Below are 24,562 nucleotides of genomic sequence, written 5' to 3' on the forward strand. Positions count from 1 at the left end.
CGACGACTGCGGTGAGCCGGTGGCAGGAGGCCTCGCCGCTGATGGCGGGTCTGGCCGGGGCCGAGGAGGTCGTCGACGGCTGTGGTCGGGACCGGACGGTCCCGGACGCGGTGGCGAACGGCCGGCTGCTGTTCCTGCTGTGCCGCGCCTGCGAGGGCGACCAGGCCGCCACGCGAGTCGCGGTCGCCCGGGTGGTCCCGGCGCTGGTCACCAAAGCGGCGGCGCACTGCCGGACCGCCGGACGCGGCTTCGACGCGGTCTTCGACGACCTGCTGGCGGCGGCGTGGATCGTGGTCGCGACCTACCCGGTGGCCCGCCGGCCCGAGAAGACGTGGATCAACATCGTCCTCGACACCGAACGGGCGGTGTTCGGCCGGTCCCGGCTGGTCGACCGGCTGACGGTGCTCCTCCCGCCGCCGATCCTCGCCGAGCATCTGACGGCCCGCACGTCCGCCGGCACCGGTCGCGGCAACACCGGCACCGGTCGCGCCCGGGACCCGTTGCTGGAGCTGGTCGAGTTGCTGGCCGAAGGCCGTCGCCTGGGGCTGTCGGATGCTGCCCTGCGCATCCTGGTCGAGTTCGGTGTCGACGGCCTGAGCTCCCAGCAGGTGGCGGCCCGAGACGGCGTGACCGACCGGGCGGTGCGCCTGCGCCGCCAGCGGGCCGCCGCGGAACTGGCCACCCTGCTCGGCCTCCGCGACGGCGGCGGCCAGCACCAGCCGGCGCGCACCCGCGACACCGACGGAAGCGGCGTCCAGCGGCGGACGCCCGCCAGGCGGCCCCGGCCGGATGGGCGGGCGGCATGAGCGTGGAACGCGGCCGATTCGGTGATGCCGGCTTGGACGCGGAGATCGCAGTGGTCGCCGTGGCGCTCCTCGTCGCGTCGTCGGCGGCGGCAGTCTGGGCAGGCGCGCAGCTGGCCGCGTTGGCGTTCGGTGCGCACCGCCCCCTCGACGTGGGCCTGGGCGACGGGCTGGCCGCGCTACCTCAGCTGATCGCCGACCCTGCCCATCCGGCGCACGCCTGGCCGGCGCGCGCCGCAGGCGACCTGCCGGGGCAGCTCGGGTACTGGGCGGCGACCGTGGTGCCGCTCGCGGTACTGGCCATGCTGAGCGGGCTCGCGGCCTTCCTGCTCGTCGGCGACGGGGTGGGCGTGGCGCGCCGGCGCCGGATGGGTATCGATCCCGAAGCCCGGTTCGCCCGCCCGGCGGATCTGGCACCGCTGTGGCTGGGCGGGCCGACCCGCGGTCGGATGATCCTGGGCCGGATCGGTGGCCCCCGGGGACGGCTCGTCGCCACCGAGGACACCAACCGTCCACTGGACGCGGCGGTGCCCAGATGGCGAGCACGACGGGCAGCCCGTCGCCGCGGGCAGCGCGGCAGCGTGATCGTGCTAGGCCCGTCCCAGTGCGGCAAGACCGCCGCCCTGGCGATCCCCGCCATCCTGGAATGGGACGGCCCGCTGATCGCCCTGAGTGTGAAGAACGACCTGCTGGGTGCGACGATCTCCCGCCGTCGGCAGGTCGGCGACGTCGCGGTGTTCGACCCGGCGGGCGTCACCGGCGAACTCGGCGCGCCCTGGTCCCCGCTGGGTGCGGCGCGCACCCTGGCCGGCGCGCGCCGCGCCGCCCGCTCGATCGCGAACGCCACCTCCTGGACGTCGGCCTCGTCGGGCGACATGGGCTTCTGGACCGCGGCGGCCGAGGACCTCCTCGGCCAGCTGTTCTGGACCGCCGCCGTCGTCGACCTGGGCATGGACACCGTCGTGAGCTGGGTGGTGTCCATGGACAAGGAGACCGTCCGCGGCCTGCTGACCCCGCTGGCCTCCCACCGCGACCCGACACTCGCCGCGGACGGTACGCAGGTCCTCGCCGGCTTCCAGGGGATCTGGGCGAACGACCGCCGGCAGATCTCCTCCACCTACCTGGTGGCCCGGCAGATGATCCAACCCTGGCAGGAACCGGAGATCGCTGCCTCCGCCACGGCGTCGCATCTTGATCTTGAATGGCTCCTCGACACCGGCCCCGACGGGCAGGCTGCGAACACGCTGTACCTGAGCGCGGATCTCGACGACGCAGAACGCCTGGCCCCCGTGCTCGGTGGCCTGCTCGACGACCTGATGCGCCAGGCCTACAGCCACGTCGGGCGAACCGGCGTCCCGTTGGACCCGCCGCTGCTGGTGGTCGTGGACGAAGCCGGGAACTGGCCGATGCGCAACCTACCGGGACGGATCTCCACCTGTGCCGGCATCGGTATCCAGCTGGTGCTGGTGTATCAGAGCAAGGCGCAGATCGACGCCGCCTACGGCCCGAAAGCCGACATCGTCATCTCCAACGCGGTCACCAAGGTCTTCTTCGCCGGCCAGTCCGACCGCTCCACGCTCGAGTACGCCGCCGGCCTGCTCGGCCAGGAGCATGTCGTCCAGACGTCCACCAACGTCGACAGCACTGGTCTGGTCGGCCCGTCCGGCCGGCGCGGGGTCTCGCGCAGCCCCACCCGGGTGGAGCTGCTGCCCTCCGCGCTGCTGCGGCAGGTCGCCCCCGGCCAGGCGCTGCTCGTCCACAACACCCTTCCGCCCGCCCACCTGTTCGGCCGCTACTGGTACCTGGACGAGGACCTGCACGCACTCGCCACCGGCCACCGGACCTCCCGACGCGACCTGGTCCGCCAGGCCGCCCGCCAGCGGATCACTCCCGGGAACAGCCCTGACCGGCCGCCGCCCCCAACCGCCTCTGGGGATGAACAATCGGCGGCTCCGTGGTGGCCCTGGTGACGTTGCCCTCGCCGACCGCGCCGGACAACACCCCGTTCCACTCCTTCCGGGTGGCGGGCGGCTCGGTCGTCCTCGACCTGCCGTTCCGCCCTCCACCCGGCTGGACCGTCCGCGCCGCCACTCTGTGGCCGGACTCGCGGTCCTCCTTCGGTTGGAGCGCCGATCACTGGGCGCTCGGACCCGGCGGCCGCGGCTTCGTCCCCGGCCTGATCGACGTCGGCGACGTCATCCAGTTCGCCGCCGAGTCCCAGACCCCCCAGCACGAGCTGCCAGCCAACATCTGGGCACCCCGCCAGACACCCACCGCAGCGCAGCCACGGGCCATTCACTCCTGGTTCGGCTACCTGCACGGCATCACCCGCACCTCACTGATCGTCCGCGGTCCCTACCCGAGCCCGGAAGCCGCCTACTACACCGCGCAACGCGCCCTGCAGATCGACCTGGCCCGCACCGAGACCGCCCGCGAACTCCCGCACCCGGCCGAACCTTTGCACCCGGCCGCACCACCGGCCGCGGTCAGCCTCGACTACCACGGCGACGCCGCCACCGTCGGAGATCCCTACCACGGCTGGATAACCGTCCCCAGCCGCGACCTCGCCAGCGCGCTGATGCTGCCCCGACACGAACTCATCCACCGCCTCAGGGGGCACGTCCCGCACCTGAGCGGACGAGAACCGCAGGTGACCATCGCCGCGCTCGCCGCCCGCCACATCCCCACCCAGCTACCCGACCTCCTCAATCCACCGACCCCCACACCGCCGCCGCACCCCCCGGGCGTCCCTGGGCCCTCTCAGCCCACGCCTGCCGGACCGGAGGGTCCTGCGGCTGCAGAGCCTGCCCCGTCCACGACTGAACCCACGGCCACGGACCCGCCTGGCAACCGCCACGACGTGCCGGTGACACCGGCGGCGCCATCTGCGCAACACCATCCAGATGGGACGCCCGGCCCACCCGTCAAAATGCATTCAGACCCGGACGCCGCCACATCGACTCCGCCCCCCGCCCCCAGCGCTCCGACAGCGGACCCGACCCCGACGGGCGCCGCGGCCGGACCCAGCCCCGCGGGCCCGGCTGAAGCCCATGGCCTCGCCAACACCGGTTGGGTCCCACCCGACCTAACCCTGTCCGATCCCGGAATTGATCTGCTGTGAACCCCGCTGCCGATGGGAACACCGACGTGCTCGGCCAGCCAATCATTCTCGAGAGGATCTACCGGCTGTCCCCGGAAAGCAGTCCGCGAGCCGTCATCGCCGTATGCGTCCTGACCGCCCGGTGCGGCAGAGGCATCACCGCGCCAGCTCCCTTGGCCCTCCATGGATGATCAGCGACCTGGGGCGGACGGGGTCGGCGTGCCCGGTGGATGCGCGTTGCGATCCCTCCAGGGATGATCAGCGACGCGAAGACGAGCGCCGGGCCCTCAAGCGCCAGGTGTTGCGATCCCTCCAGGGATGATCAGCGGCCGCTCCCGCCGAAGCCCACCCCGATCGGCCTGATCCGGTTGCGATCCCTCCAGGGATGATCAGCGACCCAGTGGGCGATCCCCGGCGGGATGGTGGACCCGGGGTTGCGATCCCTCCAGGGATGATCAGCGACGGCAACTTCCCGCACTCTGCGGTCGTCAACGGTCCCTGTTGCGATCCCTCCAGGGATGATCAGCGACTCTACCTCGCCTGCCCCCCGGAAGCCCCTGGACGTTGCGATCCCTCCAGGGATGATCAGCGACGGTAGCCAGGCCGTGAAAGCGCCGGTGACGTACCGGCGTTGCGATCCCTCCAGGGATGATCAGCGACTAGGGGTGTAGGCCACGGCCTCGCCGAGGTGCGCGGGTTGCGATCCCTCCAGGGATGATCACCGACAGCGCGTCACCGATCAGCGCGAGGCCGGACAGTGACGTTGCGATCCCTCCAGGGATGATCAGCGACGCGGTGTGCTCCGGCTGCTGGGTGCAGGTGCAGTGCGGGTTGCGATCCCTCCAGGGATGATCAGCGACGTACGCCCACGGCCCCGCCACCCTCACCCCGGACGAGTTGCGATCCCTCCAGGGATGATCAGCGACAGGGCCAGCCGTACCAGCCGCTGACCTCGCCCGGGGAGTTGCGATCCCTCCAGGGATGATCACCGACCTCGACGAGGTGGGCCAGGAGCCGGCCTGAGCTGCTGTTGCGATCCCTCCAGGGATGATCAGCGACATGCCGCGTGGGAGTGGGCGACGCGGGTGACGCAGGTGTTGCGATCCCTCCAGGGATGATCAGCGACCTGAGCGCGTCGACATCGGCGGGTCGACCGCCAAGTTGCGATCCCTCCAGGGATGATCAGCGACACGCGGGGGAGGACTTCGACCTCGACCCGAACTTGTTGCGATCCCTCCAGGGATGATCAGCGACGGCCCCACCGGCAGGCGTCGCTGCATCATCTGCAAGTTGCGATCCCTCCAGGGATGATCAGCAACCAGGAGCCGGCCTGGAGCTGCTCGACGCCGGCCCCGCTCGAGTTGCGATCCCTCCAGGGATGATCAGCGACCGGTGTCGTCGGGGATGGCGACGTCGACAGGCTGTCGTTGCGATCCCTCCAGGGATGATCAGCGACACCGGCACCGGAACCGCTCCTGGGCGGCCTGGCGGTTGCGATCCCTCCAGGGATGATCAGCGACACCGGCACCCGGAACCGCTCCTGGGCGGCCTGGCGGTTGCGATCCCTCCAGGGATGATCAGCGACACCGGCACCCGGAACCGCTCCTGGGCGGCCTGGCGGTTGCGATCCCTCCAGGGATGATCAGCGACTCGTGGTCGTCAGTGCTCGGTCCAGTCTCCGCGCTCGTTGCGATCCCTCCAGGGATGATCAGCGACGCACACCCGGGTCGGTCGGACCTCGCGCCAGTCAGCGTTGCGATCCCTCCAGGGATGATCAGCGACCCGGCACGGTGGCTATTGGACAAGCCTAGGATCGCGTTGCGATCCCTCCAGGGATGATCAGCGACACCGACCTGTACGCCGAGCGCGGTCGCGACATCGGCGTTGCGATCCCTCCAGGGATGATCAGCGACGCTGCTCGCCATGGACACCGACGCGATGACCAACTTGTTGCGATCCCTCCAGGGATGATCAGCGACCCGAGTGTAAAGGTGCAGGTCAGCAGGCATGATCGGGGCCGGTCGTGGGTCCATTCTGCGGCGGTCCGCCGGTAGTGCAACAGTGCAGGTCAGAGCTTGATCGAAACAGCCGTGGCATGGGAACCAGACGACCTCGAGTGTTCCTCACTGCTGCCGGCAGTGGGGCGCCCCTTTTATTCCGGACAGCGGCCCCTACTAGAATGGGGTCCCATCCGGGAGGGAAGATAGTTGACGCAGAGGCGCAGGAAGTTCTCGCCTGAGTTCAAGGACGAGGCCGTGAAGATGGTGATCGAGACATCCCGTCCGATCTCCCAGGTCGCGGTTGAACTCGGCATACTGGAGGGAACCCTGGGAACTTGGGTCGCCGCCTACCGGCGAGCCCACGCCGACGAGGAACCACCGCCCACCGTCGACGAACGCGCCCGGCTACGTGAACTCGAGCGGCAGAACCGCGAGCTGCGCATGGAAAACGAGTTCCTGAAAAAAGCCGCAGCGTACTTCGCCAAGGATCATCGGTGAGCGACACGTTCGAGTTCATCGATGCGGAGTACGCCGCCCGCACCACCACGAACACCAGTGCACCAGCGCCGTCGGTCATCCAGATGTGCGCCTGGCTTAGTGTCTCCCGTTCGGGTTTCTACGAGTGGCGTGACCGCCCCGCCTCCGCGACCGCGACCCGCCGCGGCGCACTCGCCACACTCGTCGTTCGGTCGTTCACCGCCTCCGACGGCACCTACGGCTACCGCCGTGTGCACTCTGACCTGCTCGCCTGGGGCCGCCCCTGCAGCCCCGAGCTCGTCCGCGCCCTCATGCGCGAGCAGGGCCTGGTGCCCTGCCAGCCCCGCCCCTGGCGACACACCCTGACCGAGCCCGGCCAGACCCCGGCCGCGATCCCCGACCTGCTGCAGCGCGACTTCACCGCCGACACTCCCGGAACCAAAATGGTCGGCGACATCACCTACATTCCCACCTGGGAAGGCTGGCTGTATCTCGCGACCGTCATCGACTGCCACACGAAAGCCGTCATCGGCTGGGCAATGGACGACAACTACAAGACCGGGCTCATCGAAACAGCCATCACCATGGCCGCCCGTAACCACCAGCTCACCGACGGGGCGATTTTTCATTCGGACCGCGGAAGCAACTATACGTCTACCCAGTTCGCTGCTACGTTGAAGAACCTCGGGATCCGCCAGTCCGTCGGCCGGACCGGAATTTGCTATGACAATGCGATGGCCGAGTCCTTCTTCGCAGCTCTCAAGAACGAACGCGTCCACCGCACCGCCTATCCCACCCGAGAACACGCCCGACGCGACATTGCCCGATACATCGAACTTCGCTACAATACGACACGCCGCCACTCGGGACTCGACTACCGAACCCCGCAGCAGGTCCACGACGAGTACCTGAAAAGGCAGACCGCCGCATAGCCCAGACCTATAACGACTGTCCGGAATTAACGGGGCACATCACAGGCCGAGGGGACGCGTCCGAGGCCGAGTGGTAGAGGTTGCCTTCGCACTCAAGCGCCGGTTGATCCTCTCGGCCACGCACATTGTTCCTGTCCACAGATGATGATATGAGGCCACGTTCCGCCTCGAATTCGCTGGACAGGATGGCGAATTTGTATCCGGCCAGCGAGTGCTCGCAGCTCAACGTCCCCGCCAATCATCGCAGTGAAGGAGTGGGGGATGTTCGCCCGCCTCTGGCTCAGCGCTGTGGCGTAGCGGACATCATGGAGGGCTCCGGTGATGACAGCCTCGCTCAGCGACAAGCCGTCACAGGCGATCACGGGTGATGACCACGTGCGGCGGGGGACCCGCTACGCGTAGGCGTGATCCGGTATGGCAGTGTGTGGTGCCGATCATCGCGCTGAGCGGGTCTGTCGGCTGATGGGTGATGTCGCTGCTTCCGGGGGTGAGCGTGCGGTTCAGGGTGGATGTCGGTGCGGACAAGGCCACGATTCCGTGGCGGGACGTGTTCGGGCCGGCCAGGGCTGTGGCCTATGAGCTGATCCGCGGTCAGGACGCGGATCTCGCGGAGGAGCTGCATGGCCGTGGCTACGCGGGCAGTAGCCTGCGTCCGCTCGGGTTGTCCTCGCCGTACTTCCGGGGGCCGGCACGTGGCCACGATGTGTATCGGGCGTCGAAGGATGGCACGGTGTGGTTCGGTTCGCCGGTGCCGCGGATTGCCGGGGCTCTCCTGGCGGGTCTGGCGGGGCGGCGTCAGTTGCGGTGGGGCAGCGTCGAACTCGACGTCCACGGGGTCCAGCTGGAGTCGACTCCGGACCATTCCTCTGGGGAGACTGTGTTCAGCACCGTGACACCGGTACTGGCGCGTTACGAGGACCGGTACATTTTTCCGGATCATCCGGCGTTCGTCGCCACGCTCGTACACAACCTGAGCCACAAGGCTGATGTTCTCGGTCTGCCGAACGAGGTGGAGTTCGAGGTCCTCTCGGCTGGGCCACCGCGGAAGTTCTTTGTCCAGCACACACCTCGGCATGGGTGCGTCGTGCGCGCCCGGGTGCATGCGGCCCCCGCTCTGCTGGATGCGTTGTACGACTGGGGCCTCGGTCTGGGCACGAACCAGGGTTTCGGGTGGATCCGGTGATCGTGCTGGCGCGCACGCGGCTCTCACCGAGAGGGGGCCTGCTGTCGCTCACCGAGCATCCGCTGCAGCGGGCCGGGGCGTGGGCGATCGCGGTGTTGGCGGGTCGTGAGCGGCCGAGCGAGGTGACGGCTGCGGATCTTGATGAGGTGGCGGGCCGGATCACGGCGGATGTCGTACGCGCTGCCGTCGCTGGGAAGGACTACACAGCGTACGACTGGTGGAAAGTCCTGTTCGCGATGTTCCCGAACTCGGAGCCGACCCATGCCGGCCGTCCCCGGGATCGGGAGGCCCTGATCGGCACGGTCGCTCGCTTCTTCCTCCCCGACCTTGAAGGCGAGTCTGCGCGGCCGTGCTGTTTCTGCGGGGCCGCCGCGAGTGTCCTGTGGTCGAAGAAGATGCTTCCATTGTTTGATTCGACGAAGGCCGTGAATACATTGCCGCCGGCGACGGCTGGGTGGCCGGTCTGCCGGGGCTGCCGGATCGCCTGGTGGGCTATGCCGTACGGCGCGAATGTCACTGCGGGTTCGGCGACGGTGCTCTCCTGTGACGAGGAGGCGGTTGAACGGGCTTTCGCCGCCGCGGGATGTGTGCGGACGGCCCGTGTGCGCTCGGTCGGTTTCTCCTCGTTGTCCGCGGATGCGTCACCGGAGGCGGTCACCCTCTGGGTGCTACGTGATCATGCTTCGAGTAGTCGGCCGGTGGCGGCGACGCTGTGGAGTTTCAAGAACGACAATCAGGAGCCCTGGCTGCGGGTGAGTGAGACCCGGATCGCGGTGGTGGGTTTCCTGCGTGCCCTGCCGGCTGATCCCGAGGCGCACCGCGGCTGGCGCACCCTGCAGCGTCAGTGCAACAGGGTGGATAGGAAAGGCACGGTGGTCCGACTCGGGCGCGACGTCGTCGCTCGCGCCCTGTTCGACTCCGTCAATTTTCCGCCGGACCAGCTGTGCCGGGAGCTGTCCCATCAGGTCGACGATCTCGGCCGCGTGTCGGCGTCGACGATTCGCGCCTGGCGAGCGCTGTACGCGCTGTATCTGAAGGAGATGTACGGGATGGACCGCAAAGCCCTTGAACCGGTGACGACGCTGCTGGTCGACTGGATCGGGGCGGAGAAGAATCCCCGGGGACGTTTCAACGAGTACCGGAAGGTCGCGGGACGCGGTTTCGACCTTCAGGTTCTCCTCATGGGAGCGTGCGCCCGCCTGTATCTGGACGGCCAGAAGCCGCCGGACGTCACGAGGATCACGGAGCATCTGCTGGCGTCCGGGCAGGAGGGGCACCGGCTGCGCGGGCAGTTGTTCTTCGAGGTGGTCGCGGAGCTGGTCGGACGCGGCGTGGAGATCGGCGCACGTACCACCGGGGCGGCGACCGAGGCGGGGACGGAAACAGAGGCCGACGGTCCGCTCGTCGGTGTGGATGCCGACGAGGACGAGGAGGCGTACGTCTGATGGCGTACCTGGCTGGCAAGATCGTGGTTCCGGTCGAGGCGGGCGCACCCAACAACGGTCGTGGTGAGGCGACGACCGGGCGGGTGAAGAAGACCCGGATCCGCGGGGCGACGTACCCGTACGTCTCGGCGCAGGCGTTTCGGCGGTGGGTCCGGGACACCATGACCGCCTCGGGTTCGGTGCCGTCGCCGACCGTCCGGGTGGGCAAGGCCCAGAACAAGGCGCAGAAGGCGACGACCGCGGCCGATCCGATCCAGTACGCCGACGATGACCTGTTCGGTTTCATGAAGGCGGGAGCCAAGGATGACGCGCCCACGACGGTGCGGGACTCCCCGTTCATGGTCGGCACCTTGCTGTCGGTGGAGAAGGTCTGGCTGACCGAGGACTTCGGGGTCATGTCCCGGGGAATTCCGGAGCCGGTGCTGCACGGCCACGAGTTCTACACCGCTGATCTGGCAGCACCGTTCCTGCTGGACGTGCCTCGGGTCGGAACGTTCACGTTGCCGGGCACGGGTGGTTCGGGGCGTCCGAACTACCTCACCGAGAAGGACGCGCTCAGCATGGCCGAAGCTGTGCGGGCGGGGGCGACATCGGTGACGTTCCGCGGGTCCAGCGCTGTGCGCCTTCCCCTACCCGCGCGCCGGGAGCGGGTCGCGGTCCTGCTGGACGCGCTCGCCGAGCTCGCCGGCGGGGCGAAGCAGGCCCTGCACTACGGCGACCGTTCGGCGGCGTTGTTCGCCCTGGTGCCGATGGCGGGTGGCGTGAACCCGCTCGGTTTTGTGATCGGTGGCGCGGAGGACGGGTCCGGTCTGCGGGTCAGCGGTGAGGTGTTGCGGGAGGAGCTCGCCGCGTGGGAGGGGGAATACGAGCCCCCGGTGTTGATCGGCTGGCGGCCCGGGTTCCGCGACGAACTGCGCAAGCAGTTCGAGGAGGAGGTGGCCGACGAGGTTGATCGGGGGGCGGTGTTGATCGGTCATCCTCGGACCGTGCTGCTTGATCTGGCCAGGCGGGTCCGCGGCGGCGACCACGACGGCTGGTTCGACGACCCGACCCGATGAGCGGGCACCTGGGCACGACCATGACGGTTCGGGCACCCGACGGGCGGACACCCGTCGATGTGCTGCGCGTCGACCTGTATGCCCCGGTGGCGTCCTTCCGGGATCCGATGTTTCCGCGGGTGGCACGGTGTCTGCCGGTCCCGCCGCCGTCGACGGTGCGCGGCATGCTCGCCGCCTCCTCAGGACGGGCGCACGAGCTGGTGGTGCTGGGAATGGCTGCCAGTTCCTCCGGGCAGGGCGTCGACCTGGAGACCTACCACCCGATAGCCGCGGACGGTTCGAACCCCGCGGTGGGCGGCCGGGTTCGGACGGTGAAAGGCGGGGCCACCGTCCGGGAGCGGCCGTTCCTCACCGACGTCCGGCTCACCCTGTGGATCCCGGAGCCCGACGGCCGTCGCCTCGAGGCGACGTTGCGCAGACCGGTCTGGGGGCTGCGTCTGGGCCGGTCCCAGGACCTTGTCCAGATCGTCGGAACGCCGCGCTGGACGGTGCTGCACCCGGTGGACGAGGCCACGGACGAAGTTCGGGTCGGCCACGCACTCGCGCCGCCGGACGGCCACCGTGCGCGTGAGGCGGTGTCGCTGCGCCTCGCCGAGACGGTGAGCGTGGATCGGCTGCGTACCGAGTACGGCTCCTACCTATGGTGCCGTGAACCAGCGGGCCGCCAGCGGGTGGGCGGGGCTGCCTACCGCGACGGGGACCAGGCGGTCTGGCTGTTCGGAGCCACCGACCCCGCCGAGCATCCCGAACGGTCGGCGGCCGGCCTCGGTAACGAGGTGGACGGCTGACCGCGGAACTGAACCAGGTACTGGCGAAGTCGGTGGGTCGGTCCGCGACCGGCCGAGCCGAACTGCTCACCGAGCACTCCGCGGCGGTGCGGGACGCCGCCCGCCGCGTGGCCGAGCGGATCGGCCCCGCCGGCCCGATCGCGGCCGAGCCACGGTTCTGGACGTGGGTGGAGCAGGCGGCGCTGCTGCATGACGCTGGAAAGGTCGCCGAAGGGTTCCAGCGCCAGGTCCGTCCACGCGGCACCGTGTGGGGTGAGCGGCACGAGATCCTCTCGCTGGCGTACGTGAACCTGCTGATCGGCGGCCCAGCCGAACAGGACCGGCTGATGGCGGCAGCAGGAGTCGCCTTCCATCATCGTTCACTGACCGTCAGCGGAGGCCACGGAACCGGGTTGGCAGCCTCCTACCCGCAGAACGCGGACTGGGAACGACGGTTCGGCCGCGACCCCGATGCGCCGCGCGGCGCCCGGATCCAGGTCACCCCGCCCCGCCACCGCGAGCTGATCGCCTGGTTCACCGGCGAGCTGGGCAGCGCACCGCTCCCGCCGGACGGCCGCAAGCTCTGGGAACATGCTCGGGAACTTTTCCTGGCCACCCACGACACCTGGATCGACGGCGTCCCAGCCAACCGGGGGCTCCTGGCCGTCCTGCTGCAGGGAGCGGTGACACTCGCCGACCACTCCGGGTCCGCCCACGTGCCGTTGCAGCGTCACATGCCGCTTCCGCGCGGCTTCCTCCACCGACTCGAGCAGCCCTACGGGCATCAGCGTGCCGCCGCCGCCAGTGGGAGCCATCTGATCCTGGTCGCGCCGACCGGCAGCGGCAAGACCGAAGCCGGCCTGGCCTGGGCGTCGGCCCAGCTCGAGAACATGCCCGGCGAGCCACGGCTGGTGTGGGTGCTGCCCTACCGGGCCTCGATCGACGCCGCCGCCGACAGGTTCACCCGCGACCTCGACCCACCCTCCGACCCGTGCCCGGAACCGGGCGAAAGCAGCGAGTACCCGAGCACTGTCGTTGCCCGCAGTCCGGACATCGGGGTGCTGCACGCCACCGCCGCTGCCACGCTGCTGACCCGTGCGGTGGCCGACGACTGCCCGCCCAGCCCCGCCAGCGCCCGCAAGGCACGGGCCCGCGCGCAGGCCATGCGCCTGTTCGCCCAGCGCGTCCGGGTCGCCACCCCACACCAACTGCTACGAGCGGCCATCGCGGGACCGCGGTACTCCTCGGTCCTGCTCGAGCAGGCCAACGCGCTGTTCGTCCTCGACGAGCTGCACGCTTACGACCCGGAGACCTTCGGCCGGATCTGCGCCGCACTCGGCATGTGGGACCACCTCGGTAGTCGGATCGCCGTCCTGTCCGCCACCCTCGCGAAACCAATGATCGACCTGGTGGAGGACAGCCTCGGCGGCCACGTCGATCTGGTCCGCGCGCCGGCCGGCACCGCACCGGACCGTCATCGCCTCGTCCTGGACGAACAACCGATCACCGCGCCGGACAATCTGCGGGCCATCTCCCGGTGGATGACCGAAGGCCACAGCGTGCTGGTGGTCGCCAACACCGTGCGCGTCGCCCAGCAACTCTTCCAGGCACTTGCGCCCGCCGCGCGTGAGGCGTGGCCCGATGATCCGGACGCCGCGATCCTGCTGCATTCCCGGTTCAAGGGCCGCGACCGGGCCCGGATCGAACATCGGATCACCACCCGGCATCCGGAACGGTCAGCAGGGGACCCGGCACTGCGGCAAGGCGGCCTCGTGGTGTCCACCCAAGTCCTGGAAGTGTCACTGTGCCTGGACTTCGACCGCGGCGTCAGCGAGCTCGCCCCCATCGAAGCCGTCGCGCAACGAGCCGGGCGGGTCAACCGGCGCGGCCGCCATCCGGACGGCCCGGTCGAGTTCCGCGTACACCGCACCGACTCGGCTCTGCCATATCAAGAGGAATCGCTCGATGCCGCCTGGGCGGCGATGCGCCACACGGCCGCTGGCGCGCAGGCGATCTCAGAGCAGACCGTCGAGGACTGGCTGGATCACGTCTACTCCACGCCCTGGGGTGAGCAGTGGGCCGCCACCGCCCGCCAGGCCCGCGACGCGTTCGCAGCGTCGTTCCTGACCTTTCACCGTCCCTTCGAGGACCGCTCCGAGTTCGCCCGCAGCCTTGACGAGAACTTCGACACCGTTCAGGTTCTCCACCGCGACGACGAAGCCGAGTACCGCACCCTCGCCGACACCGACGACGGCGATCCGCTGCTGGCCGAAGGCCTGCTCATCCCGCTGCGTTGGCCGCAACTCGCGCGACTACGCCGCGACGGACATGCCGCGGACAACCGGACGCTGCGCCTGGCGGTCGTCGACGCCCCCTACGACCCGCTCACCGGCCTCGGCCTCGACCTCGAGAACTCTCCGGCGGGCGGCGCCGGTCCCGCGCGACGCGGAGGAACCAGGGAAACCGAGACGGTGGAGACCATCCTGTGAAATCGGCACCGGTCCATCACGACCACGGGCTCGGCGGGGTCCACATCAAGTACCTGCTGCACTGCCCCCGTCAATTGTGGCTCTACATGCGTGGCTACCGCCCCGAGGCCACGAGCGACCTCGTCGCTTTCGGCGAGATCGTCGACGACACCACCTACACCCGTCGCCGCGACGTCGACCTCGGCCAAGCGAAGATCGACTGGGTGACCACGGGAGCGGTCATCCACGAGACCAAGTCGTCCCGGACGCCGTCGCCGGCACACGAGGCTCAGGTCCGCCACTACTGCCTGCTGTTGGAACGCCGTGGCGTTCACGTCCGCGGCGGCACCATCCACTACCCACTGATCCGGCGCACCGTCCCCGTCACCTGGGACGACGCCGCCCGCGGCCAAGCACTCGACACCGAGAAACAGGCCGCCGCCGTGATCTCCGCACCAGCCGCACCGCCACGGCTGGAACGCCGGCGCTGCCGCGGCTGCTCCTATCTCGACTACTGCTGGGGACAGACATGACCGCGGCCGGCCGCACCTACTGGTTGACCGAACCCTGCCGGGTTCGCCGCGAGGACAACAGCCTGTGCATTGAACGCGCCGACACCCGACCGGTCCGGATCCCCATCACCGACATCCGCGACCTCGTCGCCTTCGACCACGTCGACATCAACACCGCCGCGGTCTCCCTGCTCAGCCGGCACGGCGTGACCCTGCACATCCTCGACCACTACGGCAACTACGCCGGCATGCTCGCCGGCGCCGAGGACACCTCATCGGCCCATGTGCTGCGCCGCCAGGTCACGCTCACCGCCGACCCGGAGCATCGCCTGGCCGTCGCCCGCGCGCTGATCGACGCCACCGCGGCGAACGTCCGCTGGGCACTGGACACCGACCTGCTCGCCCAGGCGCTGGTCACCCTCAGCCGCCAGCTCCCCGAATGCGACAGCCCCGAGCAGCTCATGGGCGCCGAAGGGAACTTCCGCCGCACTGCCTGGGGCGTGCTCGACACCCTTCTGCCCTCCTGGCTGCGCCTGGACGGCCGTTCCCGGCGGCCACCGGCGAACGCTGGCAACGCCTTCATCAGCTACATCAACAGCATCATCTACGCCCCGGGTACTCACCGCCCTGCGCACCACCCCGCTACACCCGGCACTGGGCTTCCTGCACGCCGACACCGACCGGCGACGCAACACCCTCGCCCTCGACCTCGCCGAACCGTTCAAACCAGTCTTCGCCGAGCGGCTGCTCCGCCGCGCCGCCGCGCAGAAGACGCTACGACCATCCGACTTCGAGGCGGACGTCGGCAGCGCGTCCCTGAGCCGGGACGGCCGCAAGAAGGTCTCGGCGATGATCCGGGAGGAGCTCGCCGCCACCGTCCACCACCGCGCGCTGCGGCGGAAGGTGTCCTACGAGGAACTGATTCATCTCGAGGCGCTCAAACTCGTGCGTCTCTGCCTCGAGGACGCCCCCTACAAGCCGTTCCGACCCTGGTGGTAGATCATGTTCGTCATCCTCGTCTACGACACAGCGGCGGAGCGAAACCCGCTGGTCCTGCGGACCTGCCGGAAGTACCTCCACTGGGTGCAGAGGAGCGTCTTCGAAGGCGAGCTTTCAGCCGCCCAGTACCGAGCCCTGACCGCAGCGCTCAAGACCGAACTCGATCTCAGCTACGACAGCATCCGGATCTACCGCACGCGGACACCCCACCTCGTCGAGACCGAGTGGCTCGGCCAGCAGATGGGCAATCAGGACTCGATCCTCTGACCACATCGATCAAGGCCTTGACCTGCGGTGTTGCACTACCGGCGGACCGCCGCAGAACGGGCCCACGACCGGCCCCGATCATGCCTGCTGACCTGCACCTTTACACTCGGGGTCGCTGATCATCCCTGGAGGGATCGCAACGTCCGGTCCCAGTCCCGGACGGTCACCGTGACCCGCGAGGTCGCTGATCATCCCTGGAGGGATCGCAACACGAGGCTGCGTCCGCTCACGGCGGCGGCGAGCAGGAGGTCGCTGATCATCCCTGGAGGGATCGCAACTGGGAGCGCAGGCATGATCCCGTTCCCGGAGCCTCCCGGGGTCGCTGATCATCCCTGGAGGGATCGCAACCCCGGTTGCACCGGGCGGGGCTGACCAACCCACCCCGGGTCGCTGATCATCCCTGGAGGGATCGCAACTCGCGGAGCTGGTCGACGTCCCCGCTCGCCCGCCGGGGGTCGCTGATCATCCCTGGAGGGATCGCAACATGGTGACGTTGGCCATGTCGGCGCGGGCGGCCACGGTCGCTGATCATCCCTGGAGGGATCGCAACTCTGTCCGATCCCGAGCAGGTCCAGCCCGAGCGGCAGGGTCGCTGATCATCCCTGGAGGGATCGCAACGTGAGAGCCGGCGGGCAGGCAACCCGGTCCGGCATGGTCGCTGATCATCCCTGGAGGGATCGCAACCCAACTATCCGGCGGCTCGCCAACCCCTCGCCAACTAGGTCGCTGATCATCCCTGGAGGGATCGCAACCCGAGCTGTGGCGGTTCGCGTCCGAGTACACCCGGCGGTCGCTGATCATCCCTGGAGGGATCGCAACAACGGTGCGCAGGTGCGTCCAGCCACGGGTCTGGTAGGTCGCTGATCATCCCTGGAGGGATCGCAACGGCGCCGGGCCGGGGCGTCAGACCGGCGCCCCTTGGTCGCTGATCATCCCTGGAGGGATCGCAACTGGTCCTGGTCCTGGTGCTTGTCGCCGTGGCCGCACGGTCGCTGATCATCCCTGGAGGGATCGCAACGCGCGAGACTGCGCGCCACCGTGAGGCGGGTCTCGTAGGTCGCTGATCATCCCTGGAGGGATCGCAACCCGGCGAGGTGCCGGCCTCGCCTGCCAGGGTGACGCGGTCGCTGATCATCCCTGGAGGGATCGCAACATGGTGTCGCTGGTGATCTGCTTGACGGTCAGAGTGGGTCGCTGATCATCCCTGGAGGGATCGCAACAAGGTGACGCAGGACGATGCGTACTGGCGGACCTGGGTCGCTGATCATCCCTGGAGGGATCGCAACCGGATGTCGACGACGACCTGCCAGCGGCCGGCGTGTCACTGATCATCCCTGGAGGGATCGCAACTCGACCGGGGCCCTCTTCCGTGCGTGGGAGTCAGGCGGTCGCTGATCATCCCTGGAGGGATCGCAACCGGATGTCGACGACGACCTGCCAGCGGCCGGCGTGTCGCTGATCATCCCTGGAGGGATCGCAACTCGACCGGGGCCCTCTTCCGTGCGTGGGAGTCAGGCGGTCGCTGATCATCCCTGGAGGGATCGCAACGCGCCTTTCTAATGGATCGCGAGGTGGATGTTCTCGGGGTCGCTGATCATCCCTGGAGGGATCGCAACATGAGCTGTGGTGCGATGTTGTCCCGCTCTTCGTGGTCGCTGATCATCCCTGGAGGGATCGCAACTCGCGGCACAGGGCGCGGTGACGCCAATCCATGATCGTCGCTGATCATCCCTGGAGGGATCGCAACTACCAGGCGCGCTTGCCGCAGAGGGACTTCCCGGGGTCGCTGATCATCCCTGGAGGGATCGCAACGTGAAGGTCGGGCTGGATGCCTGCGGTGCCTCGGGTCGCTGATCATCCCTGGAGGGATCGCAACCGCATCTGGGCGCTGTGGCCGCCAGAGAGCGGGACTGGTCGCTGATCATCCCTGGAGGGATCGCAACTTCGACGCCGACATCTCGGTGACGTACAAGCTGCGCCGTCGCTGATCATCCCTGGAGGGATCGCAACACCTCATACCACCTGAGTTCGCGCATTGAACCTCCCTCGTCGCTGATCATCCCTGGAGGGATCACAACAACAGCTCCTGAATCTTCTCGTCAGGGAACTCTTGTCGCTGATCATCCCTGGAGGGATCGCAACAGCAGCCGGTAGTAGTGCGCGACGTGGCCGACCCTGTCGCTGATCATCCCTGGAGGGATCGCAACGCGGCAGATATCACACGATCAGGATTCCGGCCTGGGTCGCTGATCATCCCTGGAGGGATCGCAACGCCGGATCCCAAATGTCGCCGTCGCCGTCGCCGTGTCGCTGATCATCCCTGGAGGGATCGCAACAGGAAAGAAGTCGGGAGGACCCCACAAGGAAGCCCGGTCGCTGATCATCCCTGGAGGGATCGCAACCCGTGTCGCGCCCGACGGAGTGCCCGGGCGGAGCGCGTCGCTGATCATCCCTGGAGGGATCGCAACATGGCCCTGGTGTACTGCTCCGCCCGCTTGGCGGGTCGCTGATCATCCCTGGAGGGATCGCAACCGCTTCCACGGCTCCATCCGACCGTCCCCTCATGCCGTCGCTGATCATCCCTGGAGGGATCGCAACCAGGTGGTCATCCCCGCGCGGGCCTCCTGCTGGGGTCGCTGATCATCCCTGGAGGGATCGCAACAGCGCATCGCGGATGGTCCGCCACACGACGTCTTCGGTCGCTGATCATCCCTGGAGGGATCGCAACACGTCGCAGGGCGCGGTCTCGACCGTCGCGTAGCCCGTCGCTGATCATCCCTGGAGGGATCGCAACAAGAATGCAGCTCGCGACCAACGTAAAGGCATCTGACGTCGCTGATCATCCCTGGAGGGATCGCAACGCTGCTCACAGCACTCTCCTTGGAGTCGGTGGGGGTCGCTGATCATCCCTGGAGGGATCGCAACAATTTCTGCTCCAGGTCTTCCATCTGCTGGCGGAGTCGCTGATCATCCCTGGAGGGATCGCAACTCGTGCTCCCAGAGGCTTACCTGCTTGACGCGCTGGGTCGCTGATTACCCCTGAAGGGATCGCACGTCTACGGTGAGGCCGACTCGCTTTCGAGGATGCGGATCGCTGATTATCCCCGGCGGGTCAGTATACGAATGCGTGGCACCCCTTACCACATCTTCGAGTCTGGCTGAAAAGCACGTTAGTGAGAACGTTGGGGGAAGATTTAAGGGAATTTTCTCGGGATAGCTGATGTGAGGCTCGTGTCATGCCGTGCAAAAACCCTGCCTCTAAGAATACTTCTTTTCTTTGGGGGGGCGCCCGAACTGTATCGGTGTGGCGTCAGAGTCTACTCCCTTGGCGAGATTGCAATCCGAATTTTTGTGATGAGTAAACCCCTAGAGGGTGGAAGTTGGGTCATATGGCTGGGATATCTTGCCGGAATATCGGCGTCCGCTGAATCTTTTACCATATTTGGTTTCAGGTAATGGGCGAAAGGGTGGATAGGGATAATCTTGGTGAAGGGGCTGCTCGAGCGTCAGGTCGCCGACGGCTGTGGACCATCGACGATTTGGCGAATTTTCTTGGTGTCCCGGTGGCTACGGTGTACAAATGGCGCCATGCGGGCGAGGGGCCACCCGGCTATCGGATAGGGAGATATCTCAGGTTTGACGAAAAAGAAGTCATGGATTGGTTGGAAACCCGTCGCAGTACTCCGGGTGAGGACTGAATTCTCTTGAGGCGAGAATTTCGGTCCGCAGTGCAGCCTGTGCCTGCCGGCTGCGGGGCATCATCATGCGACCAGCCCTTCAAGAGCTGCGGCGGCGCCGGTGTCACGGGCTTTGCGGCCTAGGTAAGTATTGTGTACCAGTGTGATCTGAGAATGGCCGAGCTGGTCCGCGATTTCGCGTGCTGTCCGACCCGCGCGGTCCATCTCGGTGGCGACGGTCTTGCGGAAAGTGTGGGGCACCACCCAGTCGAATCCTGCGGTGGTGACGGCTTCTCGCCAGTAACTCTCGACATTGGTGATGTCCCGCAGCCGCCCTGTGGATGTGGGGAACGCCAGCGGGGAGTCCCATGCCTCGCCGTTCAGCACCGGCACTGGCTTGCTGATCACGGCTGACTCCTCGAACCTGGACCGAAGCAGGTTGACGGCCCACTTTGGTAGCAGGAGCCGCCGGAAGCCCGCGGCGCTCTTCGGTGCGGGCTTGACGATGGGTCCGACCCCCTTGAGCCAGATCACCGTCCCGCGCACCTCGATCGAGCCCTCCTTGGGGTCGAGGGCGTCCTCGACGAACGCCAGACACTCTCCGATCCGCACGCCGGTCGCCAGCAGGATGCTCGACAGCATGGGGATGTCTCGGCGCACCGCGGCGGGGTCGTAAGTGAACAATGCGCGGAGTTGCTGGAGCTCGGCGACGCTGAGAGCCTTCGGCACCTTCTTGGCCTTCGGCCGGACCGGGGCCACCTCGCGGATGGGGTTGGTCTTCATCACGTCGCGCTGGCAGGCGAAGGCACACATGTTGCTGAGGACCGTGCGGGTTGCCTTGGCCACGCCAGCGCCGTTGTTCTGGCTGACCGTACTGATGTGCCGGTTGGCGGCCCCAGTCGTGAGCTCCCGGATCCGGATCTTTCCGAGTGCCGGGATGATCTGGTTGTCCAGCCGGTCGCGGTAGAGGCGGAAGGTGCCGGGGGACTTGTCCTGCTTGGAGAACTCGGCCCACCACGCCTCGGCGAGCACCTCGACGGTCGACCCCGCGGTGATCTCTGCCTCGGCTCCGGCCTCCCGGACGCGGTCACGGAGGTGGTTCTTGAGGGCCGTCTCCGCGGCGTTCTTGCTCGCGCCGTTCCGGGCGACCGGGCGGGTCACGCCGTCGAAGTCGCGGTAGAGCGTGCGGGCCTTGTAACGCCCGGAGTCCATCTTGTAGACCCGGATCTCACCGTACGTTCCGAGGCCGAGGGGTGGTCTGCCGGTGCGGGGCATGCTCACGCTCCATGCAATCTGGGCCGCCCCCGACCGGGTTTGATGGTACCAGAATAGAGCCATAAAACGCCGAACGATGATGACGATCGACGGCAAGCGACGCGAGGTGCGCATCTACATCTATGCAGGTCAGGGGTACTATTGAGCGATGCCGAGCAACATCGAAAAGTCTTCTCTATAGTCCGGCAGGTTATAGGTTCGAGTCCTATCGCGGGAGCACGTTTGCCCAGGTCAGGGGCTACCTTAGTAAGATCCCAAAGATCTTGAAGTGAAGATCACCCCAACTTTACCCCCATGATTCTTTGGGCCGCCCGGCGAGACCCGCCGGTGCCCGCGCCGTGGACAGCTTCGACAGCGGACGTAGCCGAGCCGAGGCCGACGTGATGGATGTACCCCTTCCGGGCGGTTGGGTGAACACTGTCGCCCGCAGCGGCGACACGGTGCGCAGACCCCTGCCACATCGCGCCGACTTCGTGCACGAGCTGCTCGGTTTCCTGGCGCGGCGCGGCTGGGACGGTGCGCCGCGGTTCCTCGGCATCGACGAGCGCGGCCGGGAGATCCTCACCTTCCTGCCCGGACATGTTGCCTGGGAAGCCGAACAGCCTGTGTCCGTCGCGTCCGATGAGAGCCTCGTCGGGGTCGCCGAGCTGGTTCGTCGGTTTCACGATCTGACCGCGGGCACGTCACTGGCCGGCGGCAGCGAGGTCGTCTGTCACAACGACCTGGCGCCGAAGAACACCGTCTACCGCGACCTCGGCGATGGGCTACGTCCTGTCGCCTTCCTCGACTGGGATCTGGCCTCTCCCGGGGAGCGGATCCATGACATCGCACATGTCTGCTGGCAGTTTCTCGACCTCGGCCCCGCGGTGACCGATACGGACGAGGTGGCGCGGAGGATCAGGCTGATCCATGACGCCTACGGACTGCACCGGCATGCGCCACTGATCGAGACGATCCTGTGGTGGCAGGACCGCTGCTGGCGCGGCATTCAGGCAGGAGCGCTGGCGGGCGATCCGGGGGCGGTGCGGCTACGCGACGCCGGCGCCATTGAGGATGTCCGTGCCGCCTATCAGTGGGTGGCCGGCAACCGCGGCCGACTCAGCGGCCAAGAATAACCGCCCAGGATCGAACGGTCCCGTACGGATCAATAGGGCAGGCCCATGTCTGGCGCCGCAGACCCTAGCAACGGCGGGGAGGGGCTCGGACCCACCCTAGAGCCCGATTCCGAGTGTTCGCTCGGACCCTCGCTAGGCTGCTAGAGCCTAGGTCAGGGCCGGTGTTCGCTGCTAGAGGTGCTGCTAGGTCTAGCGGGCGGGGCGCTAGACCTAGCAGGCGCTGACAGGTGCACGCGGGCCACGGTGTCCCACCGGTATGCGCGTTCCTCGCGGCGTAGTTCGACCAGCGCGACATCGCCGACCGCGACGCGGACGGGTGGAAGCCCCCGGAGACCTCTGACGGCCGAGACGATCGGGTAGGCGTCGGTCTGACTGTTGCAGTAAGCGATCCCGACGTGGGGTCGGAACCCGTGCGGCTTGGCCGCGACCGCAGCGGGCCCGAGCACGGCCGTGGTCGCCTCGATGATCCTGTCCCGGACAGCGACCACCGGCGCCCAGGGCAGGACGCTGAAGCGGACGGCACCGGACGACCCTGCCAGAGGCCCCATGGTCAACGAGAAAGGCTCTACACCGGCCAGCCGGATGTGTGTCTGCTCGACGGCTCTGTCGACGTCTGCCCGGCTGATCTGGTCGGTGAAGGCGAGACGTTGGAGCGTCAGGTGCAGCCCGTCAGGCGGTACCGGGTCGAGGGCGGGCAGGCGTAGCTGCCGCTGGCACCGGTCGGCAAGGACGTGCAGCTCGGTTGCGTCCTCGAAGGTCAGCATCCAGTGGTAGGAGCGGCGGCCGGGCGTCCAGCCTGGCCGGTCCCAGTGATTGTCGAGCCGGTCGAGACCGGCGAAGCGGTGCCAGTCGTCCGCGACCGGGTCCGCGGTTCGTGCCGTGGTCACCGATGTGCACCAGCGGGAAGGGCGAGGGCGTGAGAAGCCTCCGCGAGTTCGGCGACCGGGCCGATCTGCTGCCACGGCTTGGCACGGGCGACCAGCTCGTGGCTACGGCGTCGGACGGACTCGATCGGGTTGCCGGCCGTGGCGGTCAGAGCCTCGATGCCCAGGACGGCAGCCTGCTCCGGATCGGGGGAGTCGGACAGCAGCAGCGCGGTCGCGAGGTCGAGGCGGACGAGGCAACGGCTCCACATCGACGGGGACCGGTCTGCCACCTGGGCGGCCATGTCCGCATACTCCCGCACCTGACCGGGTTCGCCCAGCGAGACATAGGCGGTCGCGGCGTTCGCGGCGATACGGGCGATGCTGTAAGGCGCGAAGGAGATGCAGGGCGACATCCCGCCGGGCACCGGATGGTGTTCGGCGAGGTCGAACGCTTCGCCCACGGATCGGTCCACACCGGCGCGGTCACCGAGTCGACCGAGGGCGCGTGCCTCCCCGTTCACGGCGAGGCGGATTACCTGGGCCGACCGACCGCCGACACGGCGACCTTCCCGAGCGAAATCCAGAGCAGCTCGGTAGTCCCCGGCGTAGTACTCACACAGGCTCTGCGTGCCGCGTATCCATGCTGTGAGGTCGTCGTGACCGACCAACTCGGCGGTGTGGAGAGCTTCCAGGCAGTAGGCGCGTGCGAGTCCGAACCGGCCGGTATTCACCGCCATGTAGCCGAGTATTCCGGAGAGCCGACCGGCGATTTCGTAGAGCCGTTCACGCTGCCGGGGCGGCTGCCGTCCTTCCAGGAAATTCTGAACCCGGCGGCGTTGCCTGAGTATCCGTGGCGCGAGTTTTTCCGGGCCTGCCCACTCGTACTCGTCCGCCATGGTCAGGAGCAGAACGTCGAAGTGGGCGAGAACGGCCGGGCTGACGTTGGATGTACCGAGCGTCTCGATCCGCTGCCCGATTTCCTCGACGGAATCCGGCTCCTCAGGAAGGGCAGTTGGTTCCACGACGGTCGTCCGCGAGGCCTCCGGGAGCTGGACGGCGCCGCGCGGTGCCAGCCCCATCAGCATGCGGGCACGGTCGGGCAGGTCGAGCCCGTCGGCGACGCGCTCGAACAACTCGAACTCGGTAGCGATTCGCTTGCCGTTGATGTATTTGCTGATATCTGACTGGGCCAGGCCGACGCGCATCCCGATCCCCGGCTGACTTGCACCGGCGTACCTCTGCACCAGCCGGAACAGGGAACCGATGTCCCGCATCCGCAGGCTCTCGGCGACCTGGGTTCGATCCCAGAAGTCCGCCGGTATGACGAACGCGGACGGATCATGACGCACGCCGACTCACCCCGTCCTCTGCCGCCATCTGTAGCTGATCGTAGTCGATGGGCGCCGGCATGGGACCGGAAAACGAGTGCTCGGCGCCATGCCTCGAAGCACTGCTCTTCGGGGACTGCGGCATGCCGCCGGGAACTGTCCTGCCGATCCCGCCCGGGTCAGGATTACGGACATCGACACGACCTCCCCGATTTACCCGCCGGACCGCACGCCCGACGGGGAAGGCTCGTGAATCGATACCGGAATCAACGGAGAACCCGAAAGGACAG

At 67.9% G+C, this 24,562-nt stretch carries 16 protein-coding genes, 1 pseudogene and 2 CRISPR repeat arrays; of the genes and pseudogenes, 14 read left to right on the plus strand and 3 right to left on the minus strand.

Annotated elements, in window-relative coordinates; all coding sequences use genetic code 11:
- Window positions 1-11: 11 nt before the first annotated feature.
- The 13 genes and pseudogenes from FRANEAN1_RS06775 (at window position 12) to FRANEAN1_RS38220 (ending at window position 19,709) form a co-directional block, all read left to right on the plus strand.
- A complete protein-coding gene (locus FRANEAN1_RS06775) occupies window positions 12-806 on the plus strand; it encodes a hypothetical protein (protein WP_020459001.1) in 795 nt (264 codons plus the stop codon).
- Window positions 803-2,773, plus strand: coding sequence for a type IV secretory system conjugative DNA transfer family protein (locus FRANEAN1_RS06780; RefSeq protein ID WP_020459002.1), 1,971 nt, complete (start codon window positions 803-805; stop codon window positions 2,771-2,773). Before FRANEAN1_RS06775 ends, FRANEAN1_RS06780 begins: the two co-directional genes overlap by 4 nt.
- The gene (locus tag FRANEAN1_RS06785) at window positions 2,770-3,924 is read left to right on the plus strand and encodes a hypothetical protein (RefSeq protein WP_020459003.1); all 1,155 of its coding nucleotides are present in this window, start codon (window positions 2,770-2,772) and stop codon (window positions 3,922-3,924) included. Before FRANEAN1_RS06780 ends, FRANEAN1_RS06785 begins: the two co-directional genes overlap by 4 nt.
- Before the next feature lie 148 nt (window positions 3,925-4,072).
- Window positions 4,073-5,882: direct repeats of the CRISPR family, unit length 30 nt; unit sequence GTTGCGATCCCTCCAGGGATGATCAGCGAC.
- 228 nt (window positions 5,883-6,110) lie between these two features.
- Window positions 6,111-7,312 (plus strand): IS3 family transposase gene (locus FRANEAN1_RS06795; RefSeq protein ID WP_085950111.1). Its coding sequence is split into 2 segments (ribosomal slippage): window positions 6,111-6,375 and window positions 6,375-7,312, totalling 1,203 coding nucleotides; the frame shifts between segments, so codons are not numbered across the junction.
- Between the two features lie 469 nt (window positions 7,313-7,781).
- Window positions 7,782-8,495: a CRISPR-associated endoribonuclease Cas6 gene (gene cas6, locus FRANEAN1_RS06800; protein ID WP_157472411.1), complete on the plus strand. Its 714-nt coding sequence runs from the start codon at window positions 7,782-7,784 to the stop codon at window positions 8,493-8,495.
- Window positions 8,492-9,940, plus strand: a complete 1,449-nt coding sequence (locus FRANEAN1_RS06805; RefSeq protein WP_020459008.1) for a hypothetical protein — start codon at window positions 8,492-8,494, stop codon at window positions 9,938-9,940. Before cas6 ends, FRANEAN1_RS06805 begins: the two co-directional genes overlap by 4 nt.
- Window positions 9,940-10,998: a type I-B CRISPR-associated protein Cas7/Cst2/DevR gene (gene cas7i, locus FRANEAN1_RS06810; RefSeq protein WP_020459009.1), complete on the plus strand. Its 1,059-nt coding sequence runs from the start codon at window positions 9,940-9,942 to the stop codon at window positions 10,996-10,998. Before FRANEAN1_RS06805 ends, cas7i begins: the two co-directional genes overlap by 1 nt.
- The gene (locus FRANEAN1_RS06815) at window positions 10,995-11,786 is read left to right on the plus strand and encodes a CRISPR-associated protein Cas5 (protein WP_020459010.1); all 792 of its coding nucleotides are present in this window, start codon (window positions 10,995-10,997) and stop codon (window positions 11,784-11,786) included. The genes cas7i and FRANEAN1_RS06815 overlap by 4 nt, the downstream gene beginning before the upstream one ends.
- Before the next feature lie 32 nt (window positions 11,787-11,818).
- The gene (locus FRANEAN1_RS06820) at window positions 11,819-14,254 is read left to right on the plus strand and encodes a CRISPR-associated helicase/endonuclease Cas3 (RefSeq protein ID WP_020459011.1); all 2,436 of its coding nucleotides are present in this window, start codon (window positions 11,819-11,821) and stop codon (window positions 14,252-14,254) included.
- Entirely contained in the window at window positions 14,251-14,766 is a 516-nt protein-coding gene (locus FRANEAN1_RS06825) for a CRISPR-associated protein Cas4 (protein ID WP_020459012.1), read from the plus strand. The genes FRANEAN1_RS06820 and FRANEAN1_RS06825 overlap by 4 nt, the downstream gene beginning before the upstream one ends.
- Window positions 14,763-15,744 (plus strand): annotated as a pseudogene (cas1b, locus tag FRANEAN1_RS06830) (type I-B CRISPR-associated endonuclease Cas1b). The gene FRANEAN1_RS06825 and the pseudogene cas1b overlap by 4 nt, the downstream one beginning before the upstream one ends.
- Window positions 15,745-15,747: 3 nt before the next feature.
- The gene (gene cas2, locus FRANEAN1_RS06835; RefSeq protein ID WP_020459013.1) at window positions 15,748-16,011 is read left to right on the plus strand and encodes a CRISPR-associated endonuclease Cas2; all 264 of its coding nucleotides are present in this window, start codon (window positions 15,748-15,750) and stop codon (window positions 16,009-16,011) included.
- A 110-nt stretch (window positions 16,012-16,121) separates the two neighbouring features.
- Window positions 16,122-19,066: direct repeats of the CRISPR family, unit length 30 nt; unit sequence GTCGCTGATCATCCCTGGAGGGATCGCAAC.
- A gap of 400 nt (window positions 19,067-19,466) precedes the next feature.
- Window positions 19,467-19,709: a helix-turn-helix domain-containing protein gene (locus FRANEAN1_RS38220; RefSeq protein WP_041253766.1), complete on the plus strand. Its 243-nt coding sequence runs from the start codon at window positions 19,467-19,469 to the stop codon at window positions 19,707-19,709.
- Between the two features lie 63 nt (window positions 19,710-19,772).
- On the opposite strand, the gene FRANEAN1_RS06845 is transcribed toward FRANEAN1_RS38220, so the two are convergent.
- Window positions 19,773-20,963 carry a site-specific integrase gene (locus FRANEAN1_RS06845; RefSeq protein ID WP_020459014.1) on the minus strand — a complete coding sequence of 397 codons (1,191 nt, stop codon included), beginning with the start codon at window positions 20,961-20,963 and terminating at the stop codon, window positions 19,773-19,775.
- Window positions 20,964-21,346: 383 nt separating this feature from the next.
- Here FRANEAN1_RS06845 and FRANEAN1_RS06850 point away from each other — a divergent pair, with 383 nt between their 5' ends.
- Window positions 21,347-22,078 carry a phosphotransferase gene (locus FRANEAN1_RS06850; RefSeq protein ID WP_020459015.1) on the plus strand — a complete coding sequence of 244 codons (732 nt, stop codon included), beginning with the start codon at window positions 21,347-21,349 and terminating at the stop codon, window positions 22,076-22,078.
- Window positions 22,079-22,230: 152 nt separating this feature from the next.
- Here the strand turns inward: FRANEAN1_RS06850 and FRANEAN1_RS06855 are convergent, their stop codons facing one another.
- Window positions 22,231-22,965, minus strand: coding sequence for a 2'-5' RNA ligase family protein (locus tag FRANEAN1_RS06855; protein ID WP_020459016.1), 735 nt, complete (start codon window positions 22,963-22,965; stop codon window positions 22,231-22,233).
- The gene (locus tag FRANEAN1_RS06860; RefSeq protein WP_020459017.1) at window positions 22,962-24,293 is read right to left on the minus strand and encodes a tetratricopeptide repeat protein; all 1,332 of its coding nucleotides are present in this window, start codon (window positions 24,291-24,293) and stop codon (window positions 22,962-22,964) included. The genes FRANEAN1_RS06855 and FRANEAN1_RS06860 overlap by 4 nt, the downstream gene beginning before the upstream one ends.
- Window positions 24,294-24,562 lie beyond the last annotated feature (269 nt).

This window comes from Parafrankia sp. EAN1pec, from assembly GCF_000018005.1.
In the GTDB taxonomy this organism is placed as follows: Bacteria; Actinomycetota; Actinomycetes; order Frankiales; family Frankiaceae; genus Parafrankia; species Parafrankia soli.

Coding starts and splice junctions, on each gene's coding strand:
- FRANEAN1_RS06815 (WP_020459010.1), top strand. CDS start 10,995: ATGAGCGGGCACCTGGGCACGACCATGACGGTTCGGGCACCCGACGGG.
- cas7i (WP_020459009.1), top strand. CDS start 9,940: ATGGCGTACCTGGCTGGCAAGATCGTGGTTCCGGTCGAGGCGGGCGCA.
- FRANEAN1_RS06845 (WP_020459014.1), bottom strand. CDS start 20,963: ATGCCCCGCACCGGCAGACCACCCCTCGGCCTCGGAACGTACGGTGAG.
- FRANEAN1_RS06780 (WP_020459002.1), top strand. CDS start 803: ATGAGCGTGGAACGCGGCCGATTCGGTGATGCCGGCTTGGACGCGGAG.
- FRANEAN1_RS06850 (WP_020459015.1), top strand. CDS start 21,347: ATGGATGTACCCCTTCCGGGCGGTTGGGTGAACACTGTCGCCCGCAGC.
- FRANEAN1_RS38220 (WP_041253766.1), top strand. CDS start 19,467: ATGGGCGAAAGGGTGGATAGGGATAATCTTGGTGAAGGGGCTGCTCGA.
- cas2 (WP_020459013.1), top strand. CDS start 15,748: ATGTTCGTCATCCTCGTCTACGACACAGCGGCGGAGCGAAACCCGCTG.
- cas6 (WP_157472411.1), top strand. CDS start 7,782: ATGTCGCTGCTTCCGGGGGTGAGCGTGCGGTTCAGGGTGGATGTCGGT.